General features: G+C 67.3%; 17 protein-coding genes. 7 read left to right on the top strand and 10 right to left on the bottom strand.

Annotated elements, in window-relative coordinates; translation table 11 throughout:
* The first annotated feature begins 61 nt into the window (after window positions 1-61).
* On the top strand, window positions 62-1,078 hold the full coding sequence (locus QSJ19_RS12480) for an ATP-binding cassette domain-containing protein (RefSeq protein ID WP_286320783.1): 1,017 nt from the start codon (window positions 62-64) through the stop codon (window positions 1,076-1,078).
* Window positions 1,075-1,923, top strand: a complete 849-nt coding sequence (locus QSJ19_RS12475) for an ABC transporter permease (protein ID WP_286320781.1) — start codon at window positions 1,075-1,077, stop codon at window positions 1,921-1,923. Before QSJ19_RS12480 ends, QSJ19_RS12475 begins: the two co-directional genes overlap by 4 nt.
* A 73-nt stretch (window positions 1,924-1,996) precedes the next feature.
* On the opposite strand, the gene QSJ19_RS12470 is transcribed toward QSJ19_RS12475, so the two are convergent.
* Window positions 1,997-3,286 carry an ROK family transcriptional regulator gene (locus tag QSJ19_RS12470; RefSeq protein WP_286320779.1) on the bottom strand — a complete coding sequence of 430 codons (1,290 nt, stop codon included), beginning with the start codon at window positions 3,284-3,286 and terminating at the stop codon, window positions 1,997-1,999.
* 625 nt (window positions 3,287-3,911) lie between these two features.
* Between QSJ19_RS12470 and QSJ19_RS12465 the strand changes: the two genes are divergently transcribed.
* The gene (locus QSJ19_RS12465; RefSeq protein WP_286320778.1) at window positions 3,912-4,958 is read left to right on the top strand and encodes a sigma-70 family RNA polymerase sigma factor; all 1,047 of its coding nucleotides are present in this window, start codon (window positions 3,912-3,914) and stop codon (window positions 4,956-4,958) included.
* A 19-nt stretch (window positions 4,959-4,977) separates the two neighbouring features.
* On the opposite strand, the gene QSJ19_RS12460 is transcribed toward QSJ19_RS12465, so the two are convergent.
* Window positions 4,978-5,394, bottom strand: coding sequence for a VOC family protein (locus QSJ19_RS12460; RefSeq protein WP_286320777.1), 417 nt, complete (start codon window positions 5,392-5,394; stop codon window positions 4,978-4,980).
* Between the two features lie 102 nt (window positions 5,395-5,496).
* On the opposite strand from QSJ19_RS12460, the gene QSJ19_RS12455 reads away from it, so the two are divergent.
* A complete protein-coding gene (locus QSJ19_RS12455; RefSeq protein WP_286320776.1) occupies window positions 5,497-6,189 on the top strand; it encodes a histidine phosphatase family protein in 693 nt (230 codons plus the stop codon).
* A 14-nt stretch (window positions 6,190-6,203) separates the two neighbouring features.
* Here QSJ19_RS12455 and QSJ19_RS12450 read toward each other — a convergent pair whose 3' ends face one another.
* The 5 genes from QSJ19_RS12450 to QSJ19_RS12430 all read right to left on the bottom strand — a co-directional run bounded on the left by QSJ19_RS12450 (window position 6,204) and on the right by QSJ19_RS12430 (window position 10,696).
* Complete coding sequence (locus QSJ19_RS12450) at window positions 6,204-6,941, bottom strand: SDR family NAD(P)-dependent oxidoreductase (RefSeq protein WP_286320775.1); 738 nt, start codon at window positions 6,939-6,941, stop codon at window positions 6,204-6,206.
* Window positions 6,942-6,945: 4 nt separating this feature from the next.
* The gene (locus QSJ19_RS12445) at window positions 6,946-7,974 is read right to left on the bottom strand and encodes a phosphotransferase family protein (protein ID WP_286320774.1); all 1,029 of its coding nucleotides are present in this window, start codon (window positions 7,972-7,974) and stop codon (window positions 6,946-6,948) included.
* Window positions 7,971-9,197 carry an acyl-CoA dehydrogenase family protein gene (locus QSJ19_RS12440; protein ID WP_286320773.1) on the bottom strand — a complete coding sequence of 409 codons (1,227 nt, stop codon included), beginning with the start codon at window positions 9,195-9,197 and terminating at the stop codon, window positions 7,971-7,973. The genes QSJ19_RS12445 and QSJ19_RS12440 overlap by 4 nt, the downstream gene beginning before the upstream one ends.
* Window positions 9,198-9,298: 101 nt before the next feature.
* Complete coding sequence (locus QSJ19_RS12435; protein ID WP_502876150.1) at window positions 9,299-9,958, bottom strand: TetR/AcrR family transcriptional regulator; 660 nt, start codon at window positions 9,956-9,958, stop codon at window positions 9,299-9,301.
* A 57-nt stretch (window positions 9,959-10,015) separates the two neighbouring features.
* On the bottom strand, window positions 10,016-10,696 hold the full coding sequence (locus QSJ19_RS12430; protein ID WP_502876149.1) for a TetR/AcrR family transcriptional regulator: 681 nt from the start codon (window positions 10,694-10,696) through the stop codon (window positions 10,016-10,018).
* Window positions 10,697-10,808: 112 nt separating this feature from the next.
* On the opposite strand from QSJ19_RS12430, the gene QSJ19_RS12425 reads away from it, so the two are divergent.
* A complete protein-coding gene (locus tag QSJ19_RS12425; protein ID WP_286320770.1) occupies window positions 10,809-11,720 on the top strand; it encodes an oxygenase MpaB family protein in 912 nt (303 codons plus the stop codon).
* A 43-nt stretch (window positions 11,721-11,763) separates the two neighbouring features.
* Here QSJ19_RS12425 and QSJ19_RS12420 read toward each other — a convergent pair whose 3' ends face one another.
* The gene (locus QSJ19_RS12420; protein WP_286320768.1) at window positions 11,764-13,074 is read right to left on the bottom strand and encodes an alpha-hydroxy-acid oxidizing protein; all 1,311 of its coding nucleotides are present in this window, start codon (window positions 13,072-13,074) and stop codon (window positions 11,764-11,766) included.
* Window positions 13,075-13,212: 138 nt separating this feature from the next.
* Here QSJ19_RS12420 and QSJ19_RS12415 point away from each other — a divergent pair, with 138 nt between their 5' ends.
* Window positions 13,213-15,456 carry an MMPL family transporter gene (locus tag QSJ19_RS12415; protein WP_286320767.1) on the top strand — a complete coding sequence of 748 codons (2,244 nt, stop codon included), beginning with the start codon at window positions 13,213-13,215 and terminating at the stop codon, window positions 15,454-15,456.
* Window positions 15,457-15,535: 79 nt separating this feature from the next.
* On the opposite strand, the gene QSJ19_RS12410 is transcribed toward QSJ19_RS12415, so the two are convergent.
* Window positions 15,536-16,156: a LysE/ArgO family amino acid transporter gene (locus tag QSJ19_RS12410; protein ID WP_286320766.1), complete on the bottom strand. Its 621-nt coding sequence runs from the start codon at window positions 16,154-16,156 to the stop codon at window positions 15,536-15,538.
* Between the two features lie 80 nt (window positions 16,157-16,236).
* On the opposite strand from QSJ19_RS12410, the gene QSJ19_RS12405 reads away from it, so the two are divergent.
* The gene (locus QSJ19_RS12405; protein WP_286320764.1) at window positions 16,237-17,166 is read left to right on the top strand and encodes a LysR family transcriptional regulator ArgP; all 930 of its coding nucleotides are present in this window, start codon (window positions 16,237-16,239) and stop codon (window positions 17,164-17,166) included.
* Here QSJ19_RS12405 and QSJ19_RS12400 read toward each other — a convergent pair.
* Window positions 17,150-18,466, bottom strand: coding sequence for an MFS transporter (locus tag QSJ19_RS12400; RefSeq protein ID WP_286320760.1), 1,317 nt, complete (start codon window positions 18,464-18,466; stop codon window positions 17,150-17,152). The genes QSJ19_RS12405 and QSJ19_RS12400 overlap by 17 nt on opposite strands.
* Window positions 18,467-18,532 lie beyond the last annotated feature (66 nt).

Here is an 18,532-nt window from a genome sequence, read left to right as displayed (position 1 = left end):
CGCCGTGGTCACCGAAAAATCGTTCGCCAACTGTCAGACCCCATCGATAACGTGGAGAAACATGAGCTCACCTACCGTCCCGGCCGTGCTGCCGGGGGAGCAATCAACGCGTGACGTCGCCATCGAGGCCGTCGATCTGGTGAAGAGGTTCGGCGACTTCACCGCGGTCGACGGCGTCAGTTTCACCGTGCCGCAGGGTTCGGTCCTCGGCCTGCTCGGCCCCAACGGCGCAGGCAAGACCACCACGGTCCGGATGATGACCACACTGTCCCCACCGACGAGCGGCTCGGCACGGATCGCCGGCTACGACGTCGCGACCGAGCCCGAGATGGTCCGGCGCAGCATGGGACTGACGGGGCAGGCCGCCACCGTCGACGAGATCCTCACCGGCCGTGAGAACATCCGGATGATCGGTGGGCTCTACGGGATCAACCGCAAGGTACTGGCCCGTCGCGCCGATCAGCTGCTCGAGCAGTTCTCCCTCACTGATGCCGGCAACAAGCAGGTCAAGTCCTACTCGGGTGGCATGCGGCGCCGTCTCGACCTCGCGGTGAGCCTGCTCGCGGCGCCACCGGTGCTCTTCCTCGACGAGCCGACGACGGGACTCGACCCACGCAGCCGTTCCGAGTTGTGGGATGTGCTGCGGACACTCGTCGCCGACGGCACGACCCTACTGCTGACCACGCAGTATCTCGAGGAGGCCGATCAGCTCGCCGACGACATCGTCGTGATCGACAAGGGCAAGATCATCGCCCACGGCACGCCGCTGCAGCTCAAGCAGCAGGCGGGCTCGGCGAGCCTGGTGCTGACGGTGTCCGACCCGGACGACATCCCCGAGGCCGAGGCCTTGCTGCGCAAGACGGGAGCCGAGGTGTTCGTCGATCACAACGCCCGCCGCCTCACCGCCCCCGCCGAGGGTCTCGCCGACCTCACCCGGGTCGTCGCCTGGTTCGACGAGAGCGGGATCGCCGTCGACGATCTCGGCCTGGCCCGGCCCAGTCTCGACGACGTGTTCCTGTCACTCACCGGTCACCGCGCCGAGGACGCCTCGGCCCCCGAAGAGGAGCAATCCGCATGACCACCACCGCCACCACCGGCGCATCGGTGACCCAGCGCCCCGAGATCCATCAGACCAGCATCTGGCAGCAGTCCTGGATCATGGTGAAGCGCAACATGATCCACACCAAGCGGATGCCGGAGATGCTTTCCGATGTCACGATCCAGCCGATCATGTTCGTGTTGCTGTTCGCGTATGTGTTCGGTGCGTCGATCACGAACACCGGCGGGGTCTCCTACAAGGAGTTCCTGCTGCCCGGCATCATGGGCCAGACCATCGTGTTCACCGCGTTCATCGTGTCCACCGGTATCACCGCGGACCTCGAGAAGGGCATCATCGACCGGTTCCGGTCGTTGCCGATCCGCCGGTCCTCGGTGTTGGTCGGGCGCAGCATCGCGAGTCTGTTGCACTCGTCCATCGGCATCGTGGTGATGGCCGTGACCGGCCTCGCGATCGGCTGGCGGATCCACAACGGGTTCGGCGAGGCCGTCCTGGCGTTCGCGCTGCTCCTGTTGTTCGGGTTCGCGATGATCTGGTTCGGCATCCTGGTCGGCTCCTGGCTGACGTCGGTAGAGGCCGTGAACGGATTCATGTTCACCACGCTGTTCCCGCTGACGTTCCTCTCGAACGCCTTCGTCCCGACCGGACCCATGCCGTCCTGGCTGCGCACCATCGCCGAATGGAATCCCATCTCATCGCTGGTACAGGCCATGCGCGTGCTGTGGGGCAACGGTCCGGCGGCCGGTCCCGGATCGCCGTGGCCCCTGCAGCACCCCGAGCTGGCGACGCTCATCTGGTCGATCGTGCTGACGATCGTCTTCGCGCCGTTCGCGTTGCGCGCCTACAACAAGCGCACCTCGGACTGAGCCTGCAAGCCACTCTCGATCCCGGAGGAGCGACGACCGGCCCTTCCGGGATCGGGGGACTGTTGCCGAGGCGCTACGCAGTGATCGCGAGAGCATCCAGCGGGTCGGTGTAGATCGCGTCGAGCGACACCGCCCCGGCCGCCTGCTGCTGGACCGTGGTCCCGGAGTGGGACACGCGGACATCACGATTGGGAACCACCGAGGTGGTCTTGACCGCCTTGGCAACGGTCGGCAGGGTCGCCGGGAAATCCGTGAACGCCTGACCGCCCAGCACGATGTGATCCGGATTGAAGATATCAGCGATCAGCGCGACCGTCCGACCGAGGACCTCGGCGCGCTCCTCGAGCAACGCCCGCGCCGTCGCATCGCCACCGCGGGCGAGCTCGTGGACGCCTTCGATGTCGTCAACCGACAGGCCCAGCGCGACAGCGGCATCCACGACACCGGTATCACTGGCGGTCGGCTCCAGTCGTCCGGTCTTCTCCGGGTCGAGCAACGTCGTCGGTCCGGTCGGGAAGTGACCGATCACGGGCGGTCCGGCACTCGGCGTGTGCACCATCCCGTCGACGCAGAACGCGGTACCGACCATCTCACGGGCGTAGAAGTACAGGAAGCTCGACTTCTTCTGCTCGGGGTTGACGACGAGTTCGGCGGCCGCCATCGCCTCGACATGGCTGGCCACCGAGACCGGCAGTCCGACCGTCTCGGCGATGATCCGCCCGACCGGGGCCGCCGACCAGCCGAGACGCGGGTGGTCGACGAGGCCGCCGGACGCGACCCGGCCACCGAGCGCGACGCCGGCCCACAGCACACGGCGACCGGCCCACCGCCCGACGAAACGGCGAGCGCTGACGCCGATCGCGGCGAGGGTCTGTTCCGGGCTGTCGGCCACGGGAGTGGGGATCTGGATCGCCCCGACGACGCGGTGCAGCAGGTCATGGGTCGTGATCGAAGTGACCTTGTAGCCGATGTGGATGCCGAGGGTGAGGAAATCGGCGACGTTGAGTTCGAACGGCAGGCGTGGGCGCCCGATGGCCCCCGCGGGTGCGAGGTCGGCACGCTCGCGGATCAGTCCGGCCTTCAGTAGCGCCCCCACCTGTCGATTGACGGTGGAGATGCTCAGGCCGGTCTGCTCGGCGGCGTCGTCGCGGAAGACGGGCCCCGACAGTCGCGCGGTACGCAGGACGAGTGCCGCCGGCTTCGACGACAGCTGTAGCTGCGGGGTGACGATGTGAATCGTGGAGGCTCCCTTCCGCGGCGACCCATAGGCGAGGGGCCGAGGCGCCCGGGTTCCGGAGGATCGGCGAGCCTGCGGTCGGACGGGTGCGGGGGTGGTCATGGCGTGGTCGAGCGTGGCGGTCATCTGTGTGTCCTCATCGAATGTGCCACATCCGGTCCCGGTCCGCGTCGCGGAGCACTCCGGCGCAGGACCGCTCGGATGAGCGAATGGTGATCGGGCCATCGTCGGCCCGGGGATGAATGCTGGATTCAGCGCATTCGGCGACAACACAGAACACGAGCGAACGGCAGCCGACAGCCCAGAGCAGTTGTCACATAGGTGACCTCTGGGACGTAGGGCTGGCGACTCGTCATGTCGATCAAGCTAGCAACGCGCACACGGCGGTGGCAACCCCGATATGGTCACACCGGGAGCGTCGTCATCACCACCAACATAGGCGTTCACCGGCGAATATAGGGCGCCGACGCCTCGTCCGCTTCCCTTACGCGCACGCTGATTCCAAAGGCGTCCGAGGCCCTCTCGGCACTCGGTTCAGCGAGCCTCCCCGTCCCTTCCCGGGCCGACGTGGGGGCCTGCACGGCCTCCTGCCGCTCCGGCGGTCCCCCTCTGATCGCCGGGTCGGTGAGAGCCGTTCGGCCACCACGTCGGTTACCCATTGGACGCACGAAACCCGCCGACCGGTTCCATCGGGCATCTCCGGAGGTCAGACTGGCCGCCTCTGTCGGCGTCATCCCGTAATCTTGGTCACATGTCCACCACGACCACGCGTCCCACCTCCGACGCCGAGTTCCTCGAGGTCTCCGAGCCGTTCCGCCGCGAGATCCTCGCGCACTGCTACCGCATGATGGGTTCGCACCACGACGCCGAGGACCTGATGCAGGAGACGTACCTGCGCGCGTGGCGGGGATACGACAAGTTCGACCGCCGGGCCTCGGTCCGGACCTGGCTTCACAAGATAGCCACCAACACCTGTCTGACGGCGCTGCAGAGCAGGCAGCGTCGGCCGCTACCGTCGGGCCTCGGCGGTGACGCCTTCGATCCGACCGACGACCTCCTGCAGAACCACGAGGTGCCGTGGCTCGAGCCGTTCGCCGGGACGGTCGACGAGGTCGCGCCCGGAGACGACGCCGACCCCGCCTATGTGATCGGGGCCCGGGAGTCCATCCGGCTCGCGTTCATCGCCGCTCTTCAGCACCTCCCGGAGCGTCAGCGTGCGGTGTTGATCCTGCGCGACGTCCTGCAGTGGAGGGCCGCCGAGGTCGCCGACACCATCGGGGTCACCACCGCCACCGTCAACAGCCTGTTGCAGAGGGCACGTGAGCAGCTGAAGAACGCGTCGCCGCAGGAGGATTCACCAACCGAGCTCGACGACGACGCCAAGCGCGAGTTGCTGGCCAAGTACGTGTCGGCATTCGAACGCTACGACGTCGAGGCCATCATCGAACTGTTCACCGACAAGGCGATCTGGGAGATGCCGCCCTTCACCGGTTGGTATCAGGGCCCGGCCGACATCGGTGCGCTCATCCGCAAGAACTGCCCGGCCGAGGGACCCGGCGATCAGATTCTGCTCCCCGCCGTCGCCAATGGGCAGCCGGCGTTCGGCCTGTACATGCGGGAACCCGATGGCGTGCATCGCCCGTTCCAGCTGCAGGTCGTCGACTTCGGCGCCGACGGCAAGGTCTCCTACGTCGTGGCGTTCTTCAGCGACGATCTCGAGGCCGACTTCGAGCGCTTCGGATTGCCGGCCACGCCCTACGACGCCCCCGCACGCTCGGCGCCCAGCCCCTGGCACTGAGGCGGTGCCCCGCGGGCGGTCAGTCGACGGCCGTCTGCGGGATCGACGCCGGGTCCATGAAGAGGACCTCCCACCCGTGACCGTCGGGATCGCAGAATGTGCGCGTGTACATGAAGCCGAGGTCCTCGGTGGGCCGGAGTTCGGTTCCCCCGGCCAGTATCGCCGCGTCGACCTGCCGGTCGACGTCGGCGCGGGACTCGGCGGAGACGGCCAGCAGCACCTCGCGCGCCTTGTCGGGCTCGGCCACCGGGCCGGCGGCGTACCCGGCGAACCGTCGGCGGCAGAGCAGCATGACCTTCGTCGACTCGTTGACCTCCATGCACAGCGTGCCCTGATCACAGAACATGGCGTCGAACCGGAAACCCAGCCTCGCGTAGAACGCACGGGACCTCGCCACGTCTGTCACGGGCAGATTGACGAACAACATCGTCGACAACGTCGGACACTCCTGCTCTGGATCTCGGCTTCCCCGTGGATACGGACCGAACGGCCGTCCCGAACTCATCGGTCGGCGCCGGCACGCCATAGGGTGTGGGTCATGGGTGTGATCTATCTGGTCCGGCACGGACAGGCCGACCCGAATGCGTACGGCATCGCCGGCAGCGACGACCCGGCGCCGAACGGACCAGGCGGCCTCACCGACACCGGCGTCATGCAGGCACGGCTGACCGGCGTCCTGCTGTCCGGGCTCACCGGCAAGGTGACCGCCGCGGTGAGCGGTGACCTTCCCCGTCAGGCCCAGACCCTGCAGGGCGTGCTGTCGGCCTTCGACGCGGCTCCCGCACCCGAGGTCGATCCGGATTGGAACGAGTACGCGCTACCCGCGCTTGTCGGGACCGCGACTGCCGAAGAGTACGGCGACGGGCGCGGCTACCAGCAACGGCTCGACGCCGGACTGGCCGAGTGGATCGCCGATACGAGAGAGCACCACGAGGCCGGGGGCGAGACATACAAGGTCTTCAGCGCCCGGGTGCTCGCCGCAGCCGACCGGGCGACCGCACTCGCCGGTTCGGGGCAGACCGTGGTCGTCGTCGCGTCTGCGGGAAGTATCACCCAGTGGCTCGGCCATATCTGGGGCATCCCGTCAGAGCGGTGGCCCGCCCTCTCCCGCACGATGGTCAATGCCTCGGTGTCCAAGCTGATCGTCGGACGCAGCGGTGTGTCGGTGGTGTCGTTCAACGAACACGCGCACCTCGCCGACCGTGACGGTGGGGTCGCGACGTACCGGTGAGGTGCCCTTCGTACTCACGCCCGATGCAGATTGCTCCCCGGACGCGTCAGGATCACGTTGGGCAGCACCGCGAATCGCGACAGCTGGGTCACCGAGTGTGCGATGGTGGCGACGTCGCCGACGGTGATCATCTCGTCCCCGGGGAGCTCGTCTTTGAGCCAGTCGGACATGTCGGTGTCGACGTAGCCGGGCGCGATCGTCGTCGCGCTCACGCCGTTCACCGACTCCTCGAGATTGAACGTCTCGCACAGCGAGATCAGCGCCGCTTTGGTGGCGCCGTAGGCGGACAACTCCGGTTCCGGGTACACACCCGTGATGGACGCGACGGCGATGACCTTGGCGGCCCCGTGCGCCTCCGCGGTCGACCGCAGCGTCGGGATCAGGCTCTGCAGGAGGATGTACGGCGCCCGCACGTTCACCTGATACAGCCGGTCGAACCGTCGGACCGGAAGGTCGGCGACAGCACCCTTCTGCCCCATACCTGCGTTGATGACGAGTGCGTCGGTACGCCCGAAGGCCTCGACGTGGCCGGCCGCCAACGCCTCGACTGCATCGGGATCGGTCATGTCGGCGGGGATCACCTCGACGCGACCGGCGCCGCGTTCGGCGAGTTCACCGGCCCGCTGTTCGAGGGCCTCCCGGCCGCGCGAGCTGATCGTCAGATCCCACCCGTCGGCGGCGAATCGTTCCGCGATCGCCGCGCCGATTCCGCGCGATGCCCCGGTGACCAGTGCAACCTTGTTGTCCGACATCGTCTTATCCCCTCGTGGCCCCGGAGAGCTGTCCCAGCCCTGCCGCGATGAACTCTGCGGTGGCCTCGGCCGCCGTCTCGGCGCCCTCGGACGCCGCGCCCGCACGTGCCCGGTGCGTGATGCCCTCGGCGATCACGCCGAGCTTCAGATTGGCCAGCGCCAGATAGAAGTCCCAGTCGCCGAGGTCGCGTCCGGAGCGGGTGGCGTAGCGCTGCGCGATCTCGTCGGCGGACGGATAACGATCGCTGGTCCACGCCGCCTCGAAACCGACCACCCGATCGAAACCGGGGCGACGGTATACGCACATCAGCGCGATGTCGGTGAGCGGGTCACCCAGCGTCGACATCTCCCAGTCCACCACGGCGCGAACCACTCCCGCGTCATCGGCGGAGATGATGGTGTTGTCGACGCGGTAGTCGCCGTGCACGATCGTGTTGCGGGTGTCGGTGGGGATCCGTTCGGACAGCGCGGTGACGAGCCGGTCGACGTCGTCGAGCTCGCGGGTCTTCACGTGGCCCCATTGCCGGGCCCACAGTTTCACCTGTCGTGCCGCGAAACCGTCCGGCCGTCCGAACTCGCCGAGTCCGACGGCGACGTGATCGACCTCGTGCAGACGAGCGAGGGTCTCGACGAGGCCGTCGAGGTTGCGCTCGACATCGTTGTCCGACAACGTCTTCAGATCGTCAGCGGTACGGATGACCTGACCGCCGACGAAGCCGACGACGGTGAACGGCGCTCCGAGCACCTCCCCGTCGGAATCGATCGCGACGGTCGGTGCGACCGGCACATCGGTGGACTGCAGGGCGCTGGTGACCGCCCACTCGCGATTCATGTCGTGCGCGGACGGGGTCAGACCGCTGGTCGGCGGACGCCGCACGACCCAGTGCGACTCGTCGTCACGGACACTGAAGGTCAGGTTGGACTTGCCGCCGCTGATGAGGTCGATCCGCAGATCACCCACCACGGGAACGTCGCGCTCGACCAGGAATCGACGCAGCAGTGCCGCGTCGAGCGCCGGGTGGCCGCCGCTCACCGGTTCGATCCCGCCGACGCCGCTTGGTGCGCAGACTTTTTCGCCCGGCCGATGGCGCGACGGGCAATCGCCCAGCGGTGGACCTCGGAGGGGCCGTCGTAGATCCGGAACGGCCGCAGCTCCTGTTGCAGCCGCGCCAGGGGGAGGTCGTCGGAGACACCGAGACCACCGCACATCTGGATGCTGCGGTCGGCGATGCGCGTGTAGGCCTCGGCCGCAAACGTTTTCGCGATCGACGTCTCGCTGGAGGCGTGACTGCCCTGATCGAGGTCGTGGCAGGCCTTGACCAGCAGTGACATGCTGGCGGCCAGATCGATCTCGTTGTCGGCGACCATCTGCTGGATCATGCCGAGGTCACCGAGCCTGCCGCCGAACCCTTCTCGTCGCGAGACGTAGTCGACGGCGACGTCGTGGCACCGCTGAGCCGAGCCGAACCACCGCATCACGTGGGTCATACGTGCCGGGCCGAGACGCACCTGCGCATAGCGGTAGCCCTCGTCGACCTCCCCGAGGATGTCCTCGTCGGGGACGAACACGTCGGTGAAGCTGACCTCGCAGTGCCCGCCGATCATCGAGCGGTCGGTCGTCACGATGTGCCGGTCGACGGAGATGCCAGGGGTGTCGGCCGGGGCCAGGAACATCGTCGCGCCGCCGCGGTCGCCGGGTGAGCCAGCCGTGCGCGCCATGATGATGAAGAAGCCCGCGCCGTCGGCGCCGGTGATGAAGCGCTTCTCGCCGTTGATCTTCCATCCACCGTCGACCTTCACGGCCAGTGTCCGCAGCGCATTCGGGTCGGAGCCGGCGCCGGGTGATGGTTCGGTCATCGCGAACGCCGACCGGACGTCGCCGGCGGCAAGCGGGGCGAGGTACTTGTGCTTCTGCTCGTCGCTCGCGATGTGGGCGAGCATGTGCACGTTGCCCTCGTCGGGGGCGCCGATGTGCAACGCGACCGGCCCGAATGTCGAATAGCCTGCGGCGGCGAACACCGGTACGCGGTCAGACATGTTCAAGCCGAGTCCGCCGAACTCGACGGGTGCGTGCGGGGCGAAGATCCCCTCCGCCTTGGCCTTGGCGTTCATCTCCCGGCGGAGATCGTCGCCACCCGCGACGGTGATGTCGCCGCGATACTCGTTCTCGATCGGCAGAATGTGATCGCGGACGAACCGGTTCGTCTTCTCGACGATGTCGACGACGTCGGGGGCGTAACTCAGGTCAACGGGCATCGCTTCTCCTCATCGGTGCGCCGACCGAGCGATCGTTCGGCGTCCGCAACCTTGCCAGCTGCGGCGTCGACGGTCAAGTCGACGGGAGGCGACGAGACGCGTCAGTGCGCAGTGACCCGGCCGGCGCCGCGGTAGCCGACGGTCTCCCGCGCGATCTGCAGATTGCGGGCGATCAGTTCGTCGGCGCCGAGTTCACCGTCGAGCTTGAACCAGGTGGACACCCCGACGCACATCGTCGCGACAGCGCGGCTGGCGTCCTTGGGATAGCGGGTGGCGAAGTCGCCCGCCTCGACACCGGCGAACACGATCTCGTCGACCATGTGCTGTTGGCGGTCGCGGTGCCCGATGTAGGTCTGTTTGTAGGAGTCGTCGAGGCTGCGGATCTCCGTGGACCCGACGAACGCCTGCTCGCGGCGATACATGTGGAATCGCAGCAGGGACTCGACCACGGCATCGAACTGATCGACGGGCTGATCTCCCGCCTCCGCGATCGCCTGCTCGGACCTGCCGAGCAGGTCGGTCATCGTGCGCTCGAGCAGCCCCTGCAGCAGCGACTGCTTCGACGGGTAGTGGTGATAGAGGCCCGGCACCGACAGGTTCGCGCGTGCGGCGATCTCCCGGACCGACGTGCCGTGATATCCGTGTTCGGCGAAGGCCGCGAGGGCTGCAGCCAGGGGCACCGGCAGTTCCGCCGCGCCGTAGTCTCGCCATTGACCGAGAGAATCTGGACGTACATCCGTCTCGTCGGTCCCGCTGCTCATGGGTTCCAACATAGCGTCACCGCCCGGTCGCAGAGTCGCGCACCCGCCGCGCGGCGCTCAGCCGCCGAAGCGGTCGACCCCGTCGGCGATCGCCATCATGAGGCCGACAGCGACGTCGACGACCCCCTCGCGGTCGATGTCGAGGTGGCCGTCGAGCCACGCCGCGAGCACCCGGGCGAGCCCGCCGACCTGGAAATGTGCGGCCGCGAGCGCGTGCTGCGCCGAGCGCACCTCGAGCACGCCGGACGCCGACTGCAGCGTCAGCGCGGCGAACAACTCCGTCGACTCCATCCGCTTGGCGGCGATCGTCGGACTCAGCAGCGCCTGGGAGAACAGCAGCCGCCCCTTGCGACGATCCTCGTCGATGATCCGCACGATCGCCGCGATGGCTCCGGTGACCCGGTCCTCGACCTCGTCGGCGGCCGCGAAGGCCTGGAGGGCATCAGCCGAGATCTCGGCGGTCACCTCGTCGAACGCTGCCACGACGAGCGCCTCGATGGAATCGAAGCTCTCGTAGAAGTAGCGCGTGGTCAGGCCGGCTTCCCGGCACACACCCCGCACGGTCACGGATCCGCCGTCGGAGGCGCCGAGGAGCTCGAGCGCCGCGTCGACGAGAGTGGCCCGACGACGTGCGACCCGGCTGTCGCCGTCCTCACCGCCGTAGGCACGCAGGCTCTCGGTCGAGCTGCCACCGGCGGCGGGACCCGTGGTCGGAGTTGTCCGGGATGCGTTCACCACGTGTCCATCTTGACACCAGCAACCTTGTCAACGTTGAATGAAAGAGAAAACGTTTGTTGTCAGAATATGACGACGCCGAAGTCAGGGGGCCATGGTGAGTACCGAACCGATCATGAGCGAGCCGATCGAGACCGACGTCGAACTGCCGGCCGCGTTCGCGGCGACCGAACCGGACACCGAGTACCTGCCACCCATCACGCGGATGACCCGCGGCGAACTCGACGCATTGCCGACCCGCCAGAACGAGATGAAAGGCATCTCCGCCCTGGCCGGCCCGGCCAACGTGATCATGCAGCTCGCGATGCCCGCCGTCGGATACGGCGTGTACGAGAGCCGCGTCGACAGCGGGAACCTGTTCAAGCACCCCATCAAGCGGACGCGGACCACTCTCAGCTATCTGGCCGTCGCCTCGATGGGCAGCCCGCGCGATCGTCGGCTGTACCGCAAGGCCGTGGGCTCGGCACACGCGAAGGTCCGCTCGACCGCCGACAGCCCGGTCAAGTACAACGCCTTCGACCCGAAGCTGCAGCTGTGGGTGGCCGCCTGCCTGTACAAGGGATGGGAGGACATGCAGCTCATCTACGGCGATCCGGCCGACATCACCGAGGAGGCGTACCAGAATGGTGCGGTGCTCGGTACGACGCTGCAGGTCCCGCGCGAGATGTGGCCCGCGACGCGCGCCGACTTCGAGGTCTACTGGAACGAGACCGTGGAGACCTTCGAGATCGACCCGGTGATCCGCGATCATCTGATGTCGATCGTCCGCGCCGAGTTCCTGCCGCGCTGGTTCAGCATCGTCTTCGGGTGGTGGTTCGAACTGCTGACCATCGGATTCCTGCCGCAGAACTTCCGGGACAAGATGGGCCTGGAGTTCACGCCGTGGCAGCGCAGGGTGTTCGACGCCCACAACAAGCTGGCCAAGGCGATCACCGATCGGCTGCCGAAACCGTTGCGCGAGTTCCCGTTCAACGTGTTGCTGTGGGACGTGCGCTGGCGAATCCGGACCGGTCGCCCGCTGGTGTGACCACGATTACGTAGTACGTGCACGCGAATATCGCGTCTTCGTACTACGAAATCAATTTCAGCGCATCACGATTGACTTCTGTGACCGACGTGCACCCGGCCAGTCCGAGTGTCAGGTCGAGCTCGGCGATGATGTTGGCGACGACGTCGCGCGCACCGTCGGCACCGGCGAGGGCCAGACCGTACATGTGCGGACGGCCGATGCAGGCGGCATCGGCTCCGAGTGCGATCGCCTTGAAGACGTCAGCGCCCGTGTGGATCCCGGAGTCGACGAGAACCTTGATCCGGCCGTCGACCGCAGGTGCGATCGCCGCCAGGGCATCGATCGACCCGATCGCTCCGTCGATCTGCCGTCCGCCGTGGTTGGACACGATGATGCCGTCCACGCCGACATCGACTGCCCGTCGGGCGTCGTCGGGGTGCAGCACCCCCTTCAGCACGATCGGCAGCGACGTGCGCTCGCGCAGCCCCGCGACGTCATCCCAGTTCAGCGATGGACGTGAGTAGATGTCGAGGAATGTCTGCACCGCGACCCGCGGTTCGGGCGCCGTCAGATTCTTCAGCAGGGATCCCGGCGCGTTGCGGGCGATCGAGAACAGCGTCTTGATCGCGCCGAGCGAGATCTCCGGCCGCTCCCCCGCCGCGGCCGCCCTCACGCGGTCGGCGACGATGTCCCGGAACCTCGGATCCGACGTGTACTGATCGATCCCCTCGCCGCGCGCGAAGGGCAGCGAGCCGATGTTGAGATCCTGTGGGCGCCAACCGAGCATCGTGGTGTCGAGCGTGACGGCCACGGCGTCGGCGCCCATCGCCTCCGCCCGTCCGAGCAGGCTGTCGACGAGATCGTCGTCGGTCGACCAGTAGAGCTGGAACCAGCGTGGTGCGCCGGCGCGGACGCCGTCCATCTCGGCCGCGACCGTCTCCATCGGCGCACTGCCCTGATTCGAGAAGATGTAGGGCACGCCCAGTTCGGCCGCCGCATGGCCGATGTGGACGTCGGCCTCCGGAGCGGCCAGTGCGCCTGCACCCACCGGCGAGAACAGTACCGGCGCGGGAAGGCGCCTGCCGAACAGCTCGATGTCAAGCGACCGCGACGACACATCACGCAACACACGTGGCACGATCGCCCACCGGTCGAGGGCAGCACGGTTCGCGGTCATCGTCGAGCCTTCGCCCGCGCCACCGGCGATGTAGGCCCACGCGCGCGTCGACATCGCCCGCCGCGCACGCCGCTCGAGTTCGGCGTGGTCGGTCGGGACCCGTGGGCGGCGCCCGTGGACGCCCTGCGTGTAGATCTCGTTCTGTCGCACCCGTCCCGCGCCGGGGACCGGACCCACGGCATCTGTATCGCTCACGGTCAGCACTCCACGCTCGTAGCGGCCATCATGGGCACATCATAGGAAGTTGCCGTCGGCGGCCTGTGCGCCGTGTCACATCGCGTCGCGGCACGGGCCGATACGCTGGCTGCAACATTCGAACGGAAGGTTCCTGCCGTGGCGTTGGGGTTGTATCGGCTCGGTCGTTTCGCGTTCCGCCACAAGTGGTGGTTCGTCAGTGCGTGGCTCGCGGTGTTGATCGCGCTGGGAGTCATCGTCAGTGCGGTGGCACCGAAGTTCTCCACCGACTTCGAACTCCCCGGAACCGATTCCGACCGTGCGATGTCCGTGATGAAGACTGACTTCGCTGCCGTCAACGAGCAACAGCTCAAGGCCTCGACCAGCATCCTGGTCGCCGCCGACGACGGCCTCGCGAATCACACGGCCGGGATCGATCAGCTGGTTGAGAAGGCACGCACCCTGCCGAAGGTCATCGACCCGCAGACAGTCGTCAATCCGGTGACCGCCGCGCAGGAGAATCCGGCGGTGGCTTCGGCGGTGCTCGGCGACAACGGCAAGGTGGGCCTGATCCAGATCCGCCAGGACATCCCGATGCAGGATCTGACCGGCGCCGAGATGGACCAATTCAAAGAACTGCTGGCCGAATTCAACGGCAAGGGCGGTCTGCAGGTCGAGGGCACCGGCTCGCTGATGCAGGTCTTCGAGCAGGGCGGTGTCTCCGAACTGCTGGGCTTCGCCGTCGCGTTCGTGATCATGATCGTGGCGTTCGGCGCGCTGATCGCCGCGTTCATCCCGCTCGTCACCGGTCTACTCGGTGTCGGCATCACGATCATGCTGGTGACGTTGAGCGCCAAGATCATCGACGTGCAGCAGAGCGCGACGACGATCATCACGATGCTCGGCATCGCGGTGTCGATCGACTACGCACTGTTCATCGTGTCGCGCTACCGCTCGGAGCTGAACCTGGGCGGCAGTCGGGAGGCGGCCGTCGGACGAGCCGTCGGAACGGCGGGATCGGCAGTGGTGTTCGCCGGTCTGACGGTGATGATCGCCGTCGCGGCGCTGGCCGTCGTCGGCATTCCGTTCATCACCCAGATGGGTGTCGCCGCAGCAGTGGCGGTCTTCGTCGCCGTGCTCGGCGCCATCACCCTGATCCCGGCGCTGCTCGGTGCATTCGGTCGTTTCGCCTTCAAACCCCAGATCCCCGGCGTCCGGCACGGCGACGAACCCGATACGCAACCGTCGAACGGCCTGCGCTTCGCCCGGTTCATCACCCGGTTCCCGCTGCCGGTCGCGCTCGTCGGCCTGGTCTTGCTCGCGATCGCCGCCATCCCCATGACGAAGATGGAACTCGGCATGGAGTCGACCACCGACAGCGAGTACGCCGCCACCCAGCTCCTCAAGCGGGGCTTCGGTGAGGGCGTCAACGGACCGCTGCTCGTGGTGGTCAGCGGCGCTGAAGGCGGCAACGTCGCCCCAGCGGCCGACGCCGTCGTCGAGAAGGTGAAGACCCTGGACAACGTCGCCAACCCAACCCAGATCACCTGGATCGGCAACGGCACCGACCCCGCCAACCCGCAGGCAGGCGCCACCGCCGCGCTCATCTCGGTAACGCCACAGCAGTCACCCAGCGGCCCGCAGACCCACACATTGATGGAACAGATCCGTGACTACGGAGCCCAGGCGCCGATCGGCGCGACGGTCAACGTCGGCGGACAGACGGCGATCATGTCCGACATCTCGTCGAAGCTCAGTTCGGCGCTGATCCCGTTCCTCATCGTCGTGGTCGGACTCGCGTTCATCATCCTGACGATCGTGTTCCGGTCGCTGCTCGTCCCGCTGATCGCCACCCTCGGGTTCCTGTTCTCGGTGTGCGCGACATTCGGCGCGACGGTCGCGATCTTCCAGGAGGGTGACTTCGGGATCATCGATCACACGAAACCGATCATCTCGTTCCTGCCTATCTTCCTGGTCGGAGTCGTGTTCGGACTCGCGATGGACTATCAGGTGTTCCTGGTGACGCGAATGCGCGAAGAATACGTGCACGGCGTCTCGGCGAAGGACTCGGTGATCATCGGATATCAGCACGGCGCCCGTGTGGTGGCGTCGGCGGCCGTCATCATGATCTCGGTGTTCGCAGCGTTCATGCTCGCACCCGACACCATCGCGAAGATGATGGGCTTCGCCCTCGCGGCGGCGGTGTTCTTCGACGCCTTCATCATCCGCATGGTCGTGGTTCCGGCGGTGATCACGCTGCTGGGCGACACCGCATGGAAGCTCCCCCGTTGGCTCGACCGGATCGTGCCGAACGTCGACGTCGAGGGCACCGCGATCCGCGAGATCCCGATCGAGAACCACATCGATCCGAAACTGTGGGAGCCGGAGCCGGCAAAGATCTGATCTGCGGCCGAAGCTCTCCCTGAAGTGTTGACACCGTCCGCAGGCTCCGGGCTCCTCAGGGATCAGGTGAGCGGCCTCCTCACACCGACGCGATCAGCATGCCGCCCATGGCGAGCATGACCACCGCGACGACGGCGTCGAGGAGTCGCCACGCCCGCGGCGAGGCGAAGTAGCGGGCGAGCTTCGACGCCCCGCCGCCCAGCGAGGCGAACCAGAGAAGGCTCGCGACGCACGCTCCGATCGCGAACGCCCACTTGGCATTTCCGTGGCTGTTCGCGATTGCACCCATGGTCAGCACGGTGTCGAGGTAGACGTGCGGGTTCAGCCAGGTCAGCGCCAGTGTCATGCCGATCGCGGTCCAGCGGCTGACGGTTGCCGCCTCGGCCGCGTTGGTGACGATCGCGTCGCTGCTGCGCAGACAGCGTCGGGCCGCCATCAGTCCGAGCACGATGACGTAGCCGCCGCCGAGGATCTTGGCGATCGTGACCACCGCCGGATGTGCGCTGACGAGAGCCCCGAGGCCCGCGACACCCGCGACGATCAGCACCACGTCGGACACCGCACACACCACGACGACCGGCACCACATGCGCTCGCGCGACCCCTTGACGGAGCACGAAGACGTTCTGGGGACCGATCGCGATGATCAGCCCGGCGCCGGTGAGGAGGCCGGCGACGGCGGCGAGGGCATAGGTGGTCATGGCATCGACGCTATGAGGAGTCGACCCGATAAACCAGCGAATGTTTTTCATGAATCATCAGCAGAACTTACGATGACGAGATGGAGATCAGTCAGGAGGGCCTGCAGACCCTCGCCGCGGTCCTGAGCGAGGGCACCTTCGACGGCGCCGCCTCCGTCCTGCACATCACGCCGTCGGCGGTGAGTCAACGCATCAAGGCCCTCGAGACGTCGGTCGGCCGGGTCGTGGTGCGCCGGACCAAACCCGCGACCGCCACCCCCGACGGTGAGGTGCTGGTCCGTCTCGCCAAGCAGTGGGAACTGCTGATCGACGAGGCACGCGTCGAATTGCTCGGCAGGTCCACTTCCGACGACGACGCCGACGAGTCCCGCATCCATCTCCCGATCGCGGCGAATGCCGATTCGCTGGCCACCTGGTTCCTGCCGGTGATCGCCGAGATGCACCATGCCCATCCGGTGGCGATCGAGGTGCTCCGCGACGACGAGAGCCAGAACAGCCGGTTCCTGCGGTCCGGAGAGGTGTTGGGCGCCATCACCTCCGACCCGCTCGGCATCCGTGGCTGCACCATTGCCCCCCTCGGGTCGATGCGCTATCTTCCGGTCGCGACAACGGATTTCGTCGCGCGGTGGCTGCCCGACGGGCCGTCGGCGACGGCGCTGTCACGCGCGCCGATGGTGTTGTTCGATCGCAACGACTACATCCAGCGCAACGTGCTGACAGCCCTCGCCGAGCAACCGGTGACACCGCCGATCACCTACGTCCCGTCCTCCACCGAGTTCTATCGGGCGGTCGAGCTCGGTATCGGCTGGGGAGCGGTCCCCGAGGCCCAGATCGCCCCCGCGCTCGAGGCCGGCCGGGTCATCCGCATCGTCGACCATCACGTCGACGTCCCACTGTTCTGGCAGTACTGGAAACTCAGCTCACCCATTCTCGACGCCCTCACCGAGCTGACCGTCGCGGCGGCCGCCGACCACCTCGTGCCGCCGGCCCGGATCAGCCCGTCGCAGTGACGTTCTCGGCCATCCGAACGGTCAGCGGGTGGTCGGTCTCGTCGCGCCACAACTTGGCTGCGATGTAGAAGACCACAGCCACCGGAACCGGCAGCAGGCCGGCGACCACGAACGTCGCGGTGAGTCCGATCGCGTGACTCACCGGCGCGGCCAACGCCATCGACACCGGCATGAGCGCCACCGACACGAAGAAGTCGAGGCTTGCCACACGACCGAGGAGTTCCGGTGGCACCCGACGCTGCAACAGCGTGCCCCACAACACCATCGGGCCGTCGAACAGGATCCCCATGAGGAATCCCGCCACCACGAACATCCATGTCGCGTCCGCGAGTCCCATGATCACCAACGGCACGCTCGAGACGCTCCAGATCCCGAACATCACCGACAGGTACCGCCGCGGCATGGGTACCGACGCGAACACCAGCGACGCCGACGCCGCCCCGATCCCGAACGCCGCCAACACGAAGGCATGGTCGCCGGCGCCACCGTCGACCCGCTCACGCAGAGCGAACGGGACCAACACCTCGATCGGCCCCATCGTCGCGAGCACGAGGATGCAGGCGAAGAACAGCGTCGCCCACAGCCACGGTGTCCGCCACATGTAGGCGAATCCCTCGGCGATGTCGGTGACGACCGTTCGCACCGGATGTCCCGTCACCTCGGTCAGATCGCGCCGCACCGAGACCGGCCTCATCGCCACGTAGAACAGCGCCGACGACGCGCTCGCGACGCCCGCGAGCACGATCGCGAGGCCCGGCGAGGCGATCGAGATGACGCCACCGGCCACCATCGGGCCGATCGCCTGGAAGATGACGGGACGCAGGAATCCCTCGATCCCGTTGGCGGCCTGCAACTGTGCCGCCTCGACGACACCGGGTAGCAGTGCCGAGTAGGCCGGGTAGTACATCCCCATCGTGATGCCACCGAGCAGCGATGCCCCGACCAACACGGGCAACGACAGCACGCCCGTCATCCCGGCGACACCGACGATCGCGAACGCGGCGAGTTTCACCAGTTCGAGTCCGATCATGATCAGACGCTGCGAGACCCGGTCGGCGAGCACACCGCCGGCCAGCGTCGAGATGACCATGCCCACGGCTGCAATGCCGGTCACCATCGACAACTGCCCGGGACCACCACCCATCTCGATGACCTGCCACACCACGCCGACGGTCCAGACGCCGTCGGCGAACATGGCCAGCACGAGGCCGAGCGCGAGCAGCCGGTACTGCCGCAGCGCGAAAGGCTTCAGCGCTGTGGGCAGACGGGTCTGTTGTCCGCCGCCGACCGATGTGCTCACCTGTCCAGCTTGCCGGACTCCGGGGAGGTGCGGCCAGCGATTTTCGGCCCAGACTCCTGCCTTGGC

The organism is Gordonia sp. ABSL11-1 (genome assembly GCF_030315685.1).
Taxonomy (GTDB): Bacteria; Actinomycetota; Actinomycetes; order Mycobacteriales; family Mycobacteriaceae; genus Gordonia.
This window is presented reverse-complemented; position numbering and strand designations above follow the sequence as displayed.

Coding starts and splice junctions, on each gene's coding strand:
- QSJ19_RS12455 (WP_286320776.1), top strand. CDS start 5,497: ATGGGTGTGATCTATCTGGTCCGGCACGGACAGGCCGACCCGAATGCG.
- QSJ19_RS12450 (WP_286320775.1), bottom strand. CDS start 6,941: ATGTCGGACAACAAGGTTGCACTGGTCACCGGGGCATCGCGCGGAATC.
- QSJ19_RS12480 (WP_286320783.1), top strand. CDS start 62: ATGAGCTCACCTACCGTCCCGGCCGTGCTGCCGGGGGAGCAATCAACG.
- QSJ19_RS12470 (WP_286320779.1), bottom strand. CDS start 3,286: ATGACCGCCACGCTCGACCACGCCATGACCACCCCCGCACCCGTCCGA.
- QSJ19_RS12475 (WP_286320781.1), top strand. CDS start 1,075: ATGACCACCACCGCCACCACCGGCGCATCGGTGACCCAGCGCCCCGAG.
- QSJ19_RS12425 (WP_286320770.1), top strand. CDS start 10,809: ATGAGCGAGCCGATCGAGACCGACGTCGAACTGCCGGCCGCGTTCGCG.
- QSJ19_RS12465 (WP_286320778.1), top strand. CDS start 3,912: ATGTCCACCACGACCACGCGTCCCACCTCCGACGCCGAGTTCCTCGAG.
- QSJ19_RS12405 (WP_286320764.1), top strand. CDS start 16,237: ATGGAGATCAGTCAGGAGGGCCTGCAGACCCTCGCCGCGGTCCTGAGC.
- QSJ19_RS12440 (WP_286320773.1), bottom strand. CDS start 9,197: ATGCCCGTTGACCTGAGTTACGCCCCCGACGTCGTCGACATCGTCGAG.
- QSJ19_RS12410 (WP_286320766.1), bottom strand. CDS start 16,156: ATGACCACCTATGCCCTCGCCGCCGTCGCCGGCCTCCTCACCGGCGCC.
- QSJ19_RS12435 (WP_502876150.1), bottom strand. CDS start 9,958: ATGAGCAGCGGGACCGACGAGACGGATGTACGTCCAGATTCTCTCGGT.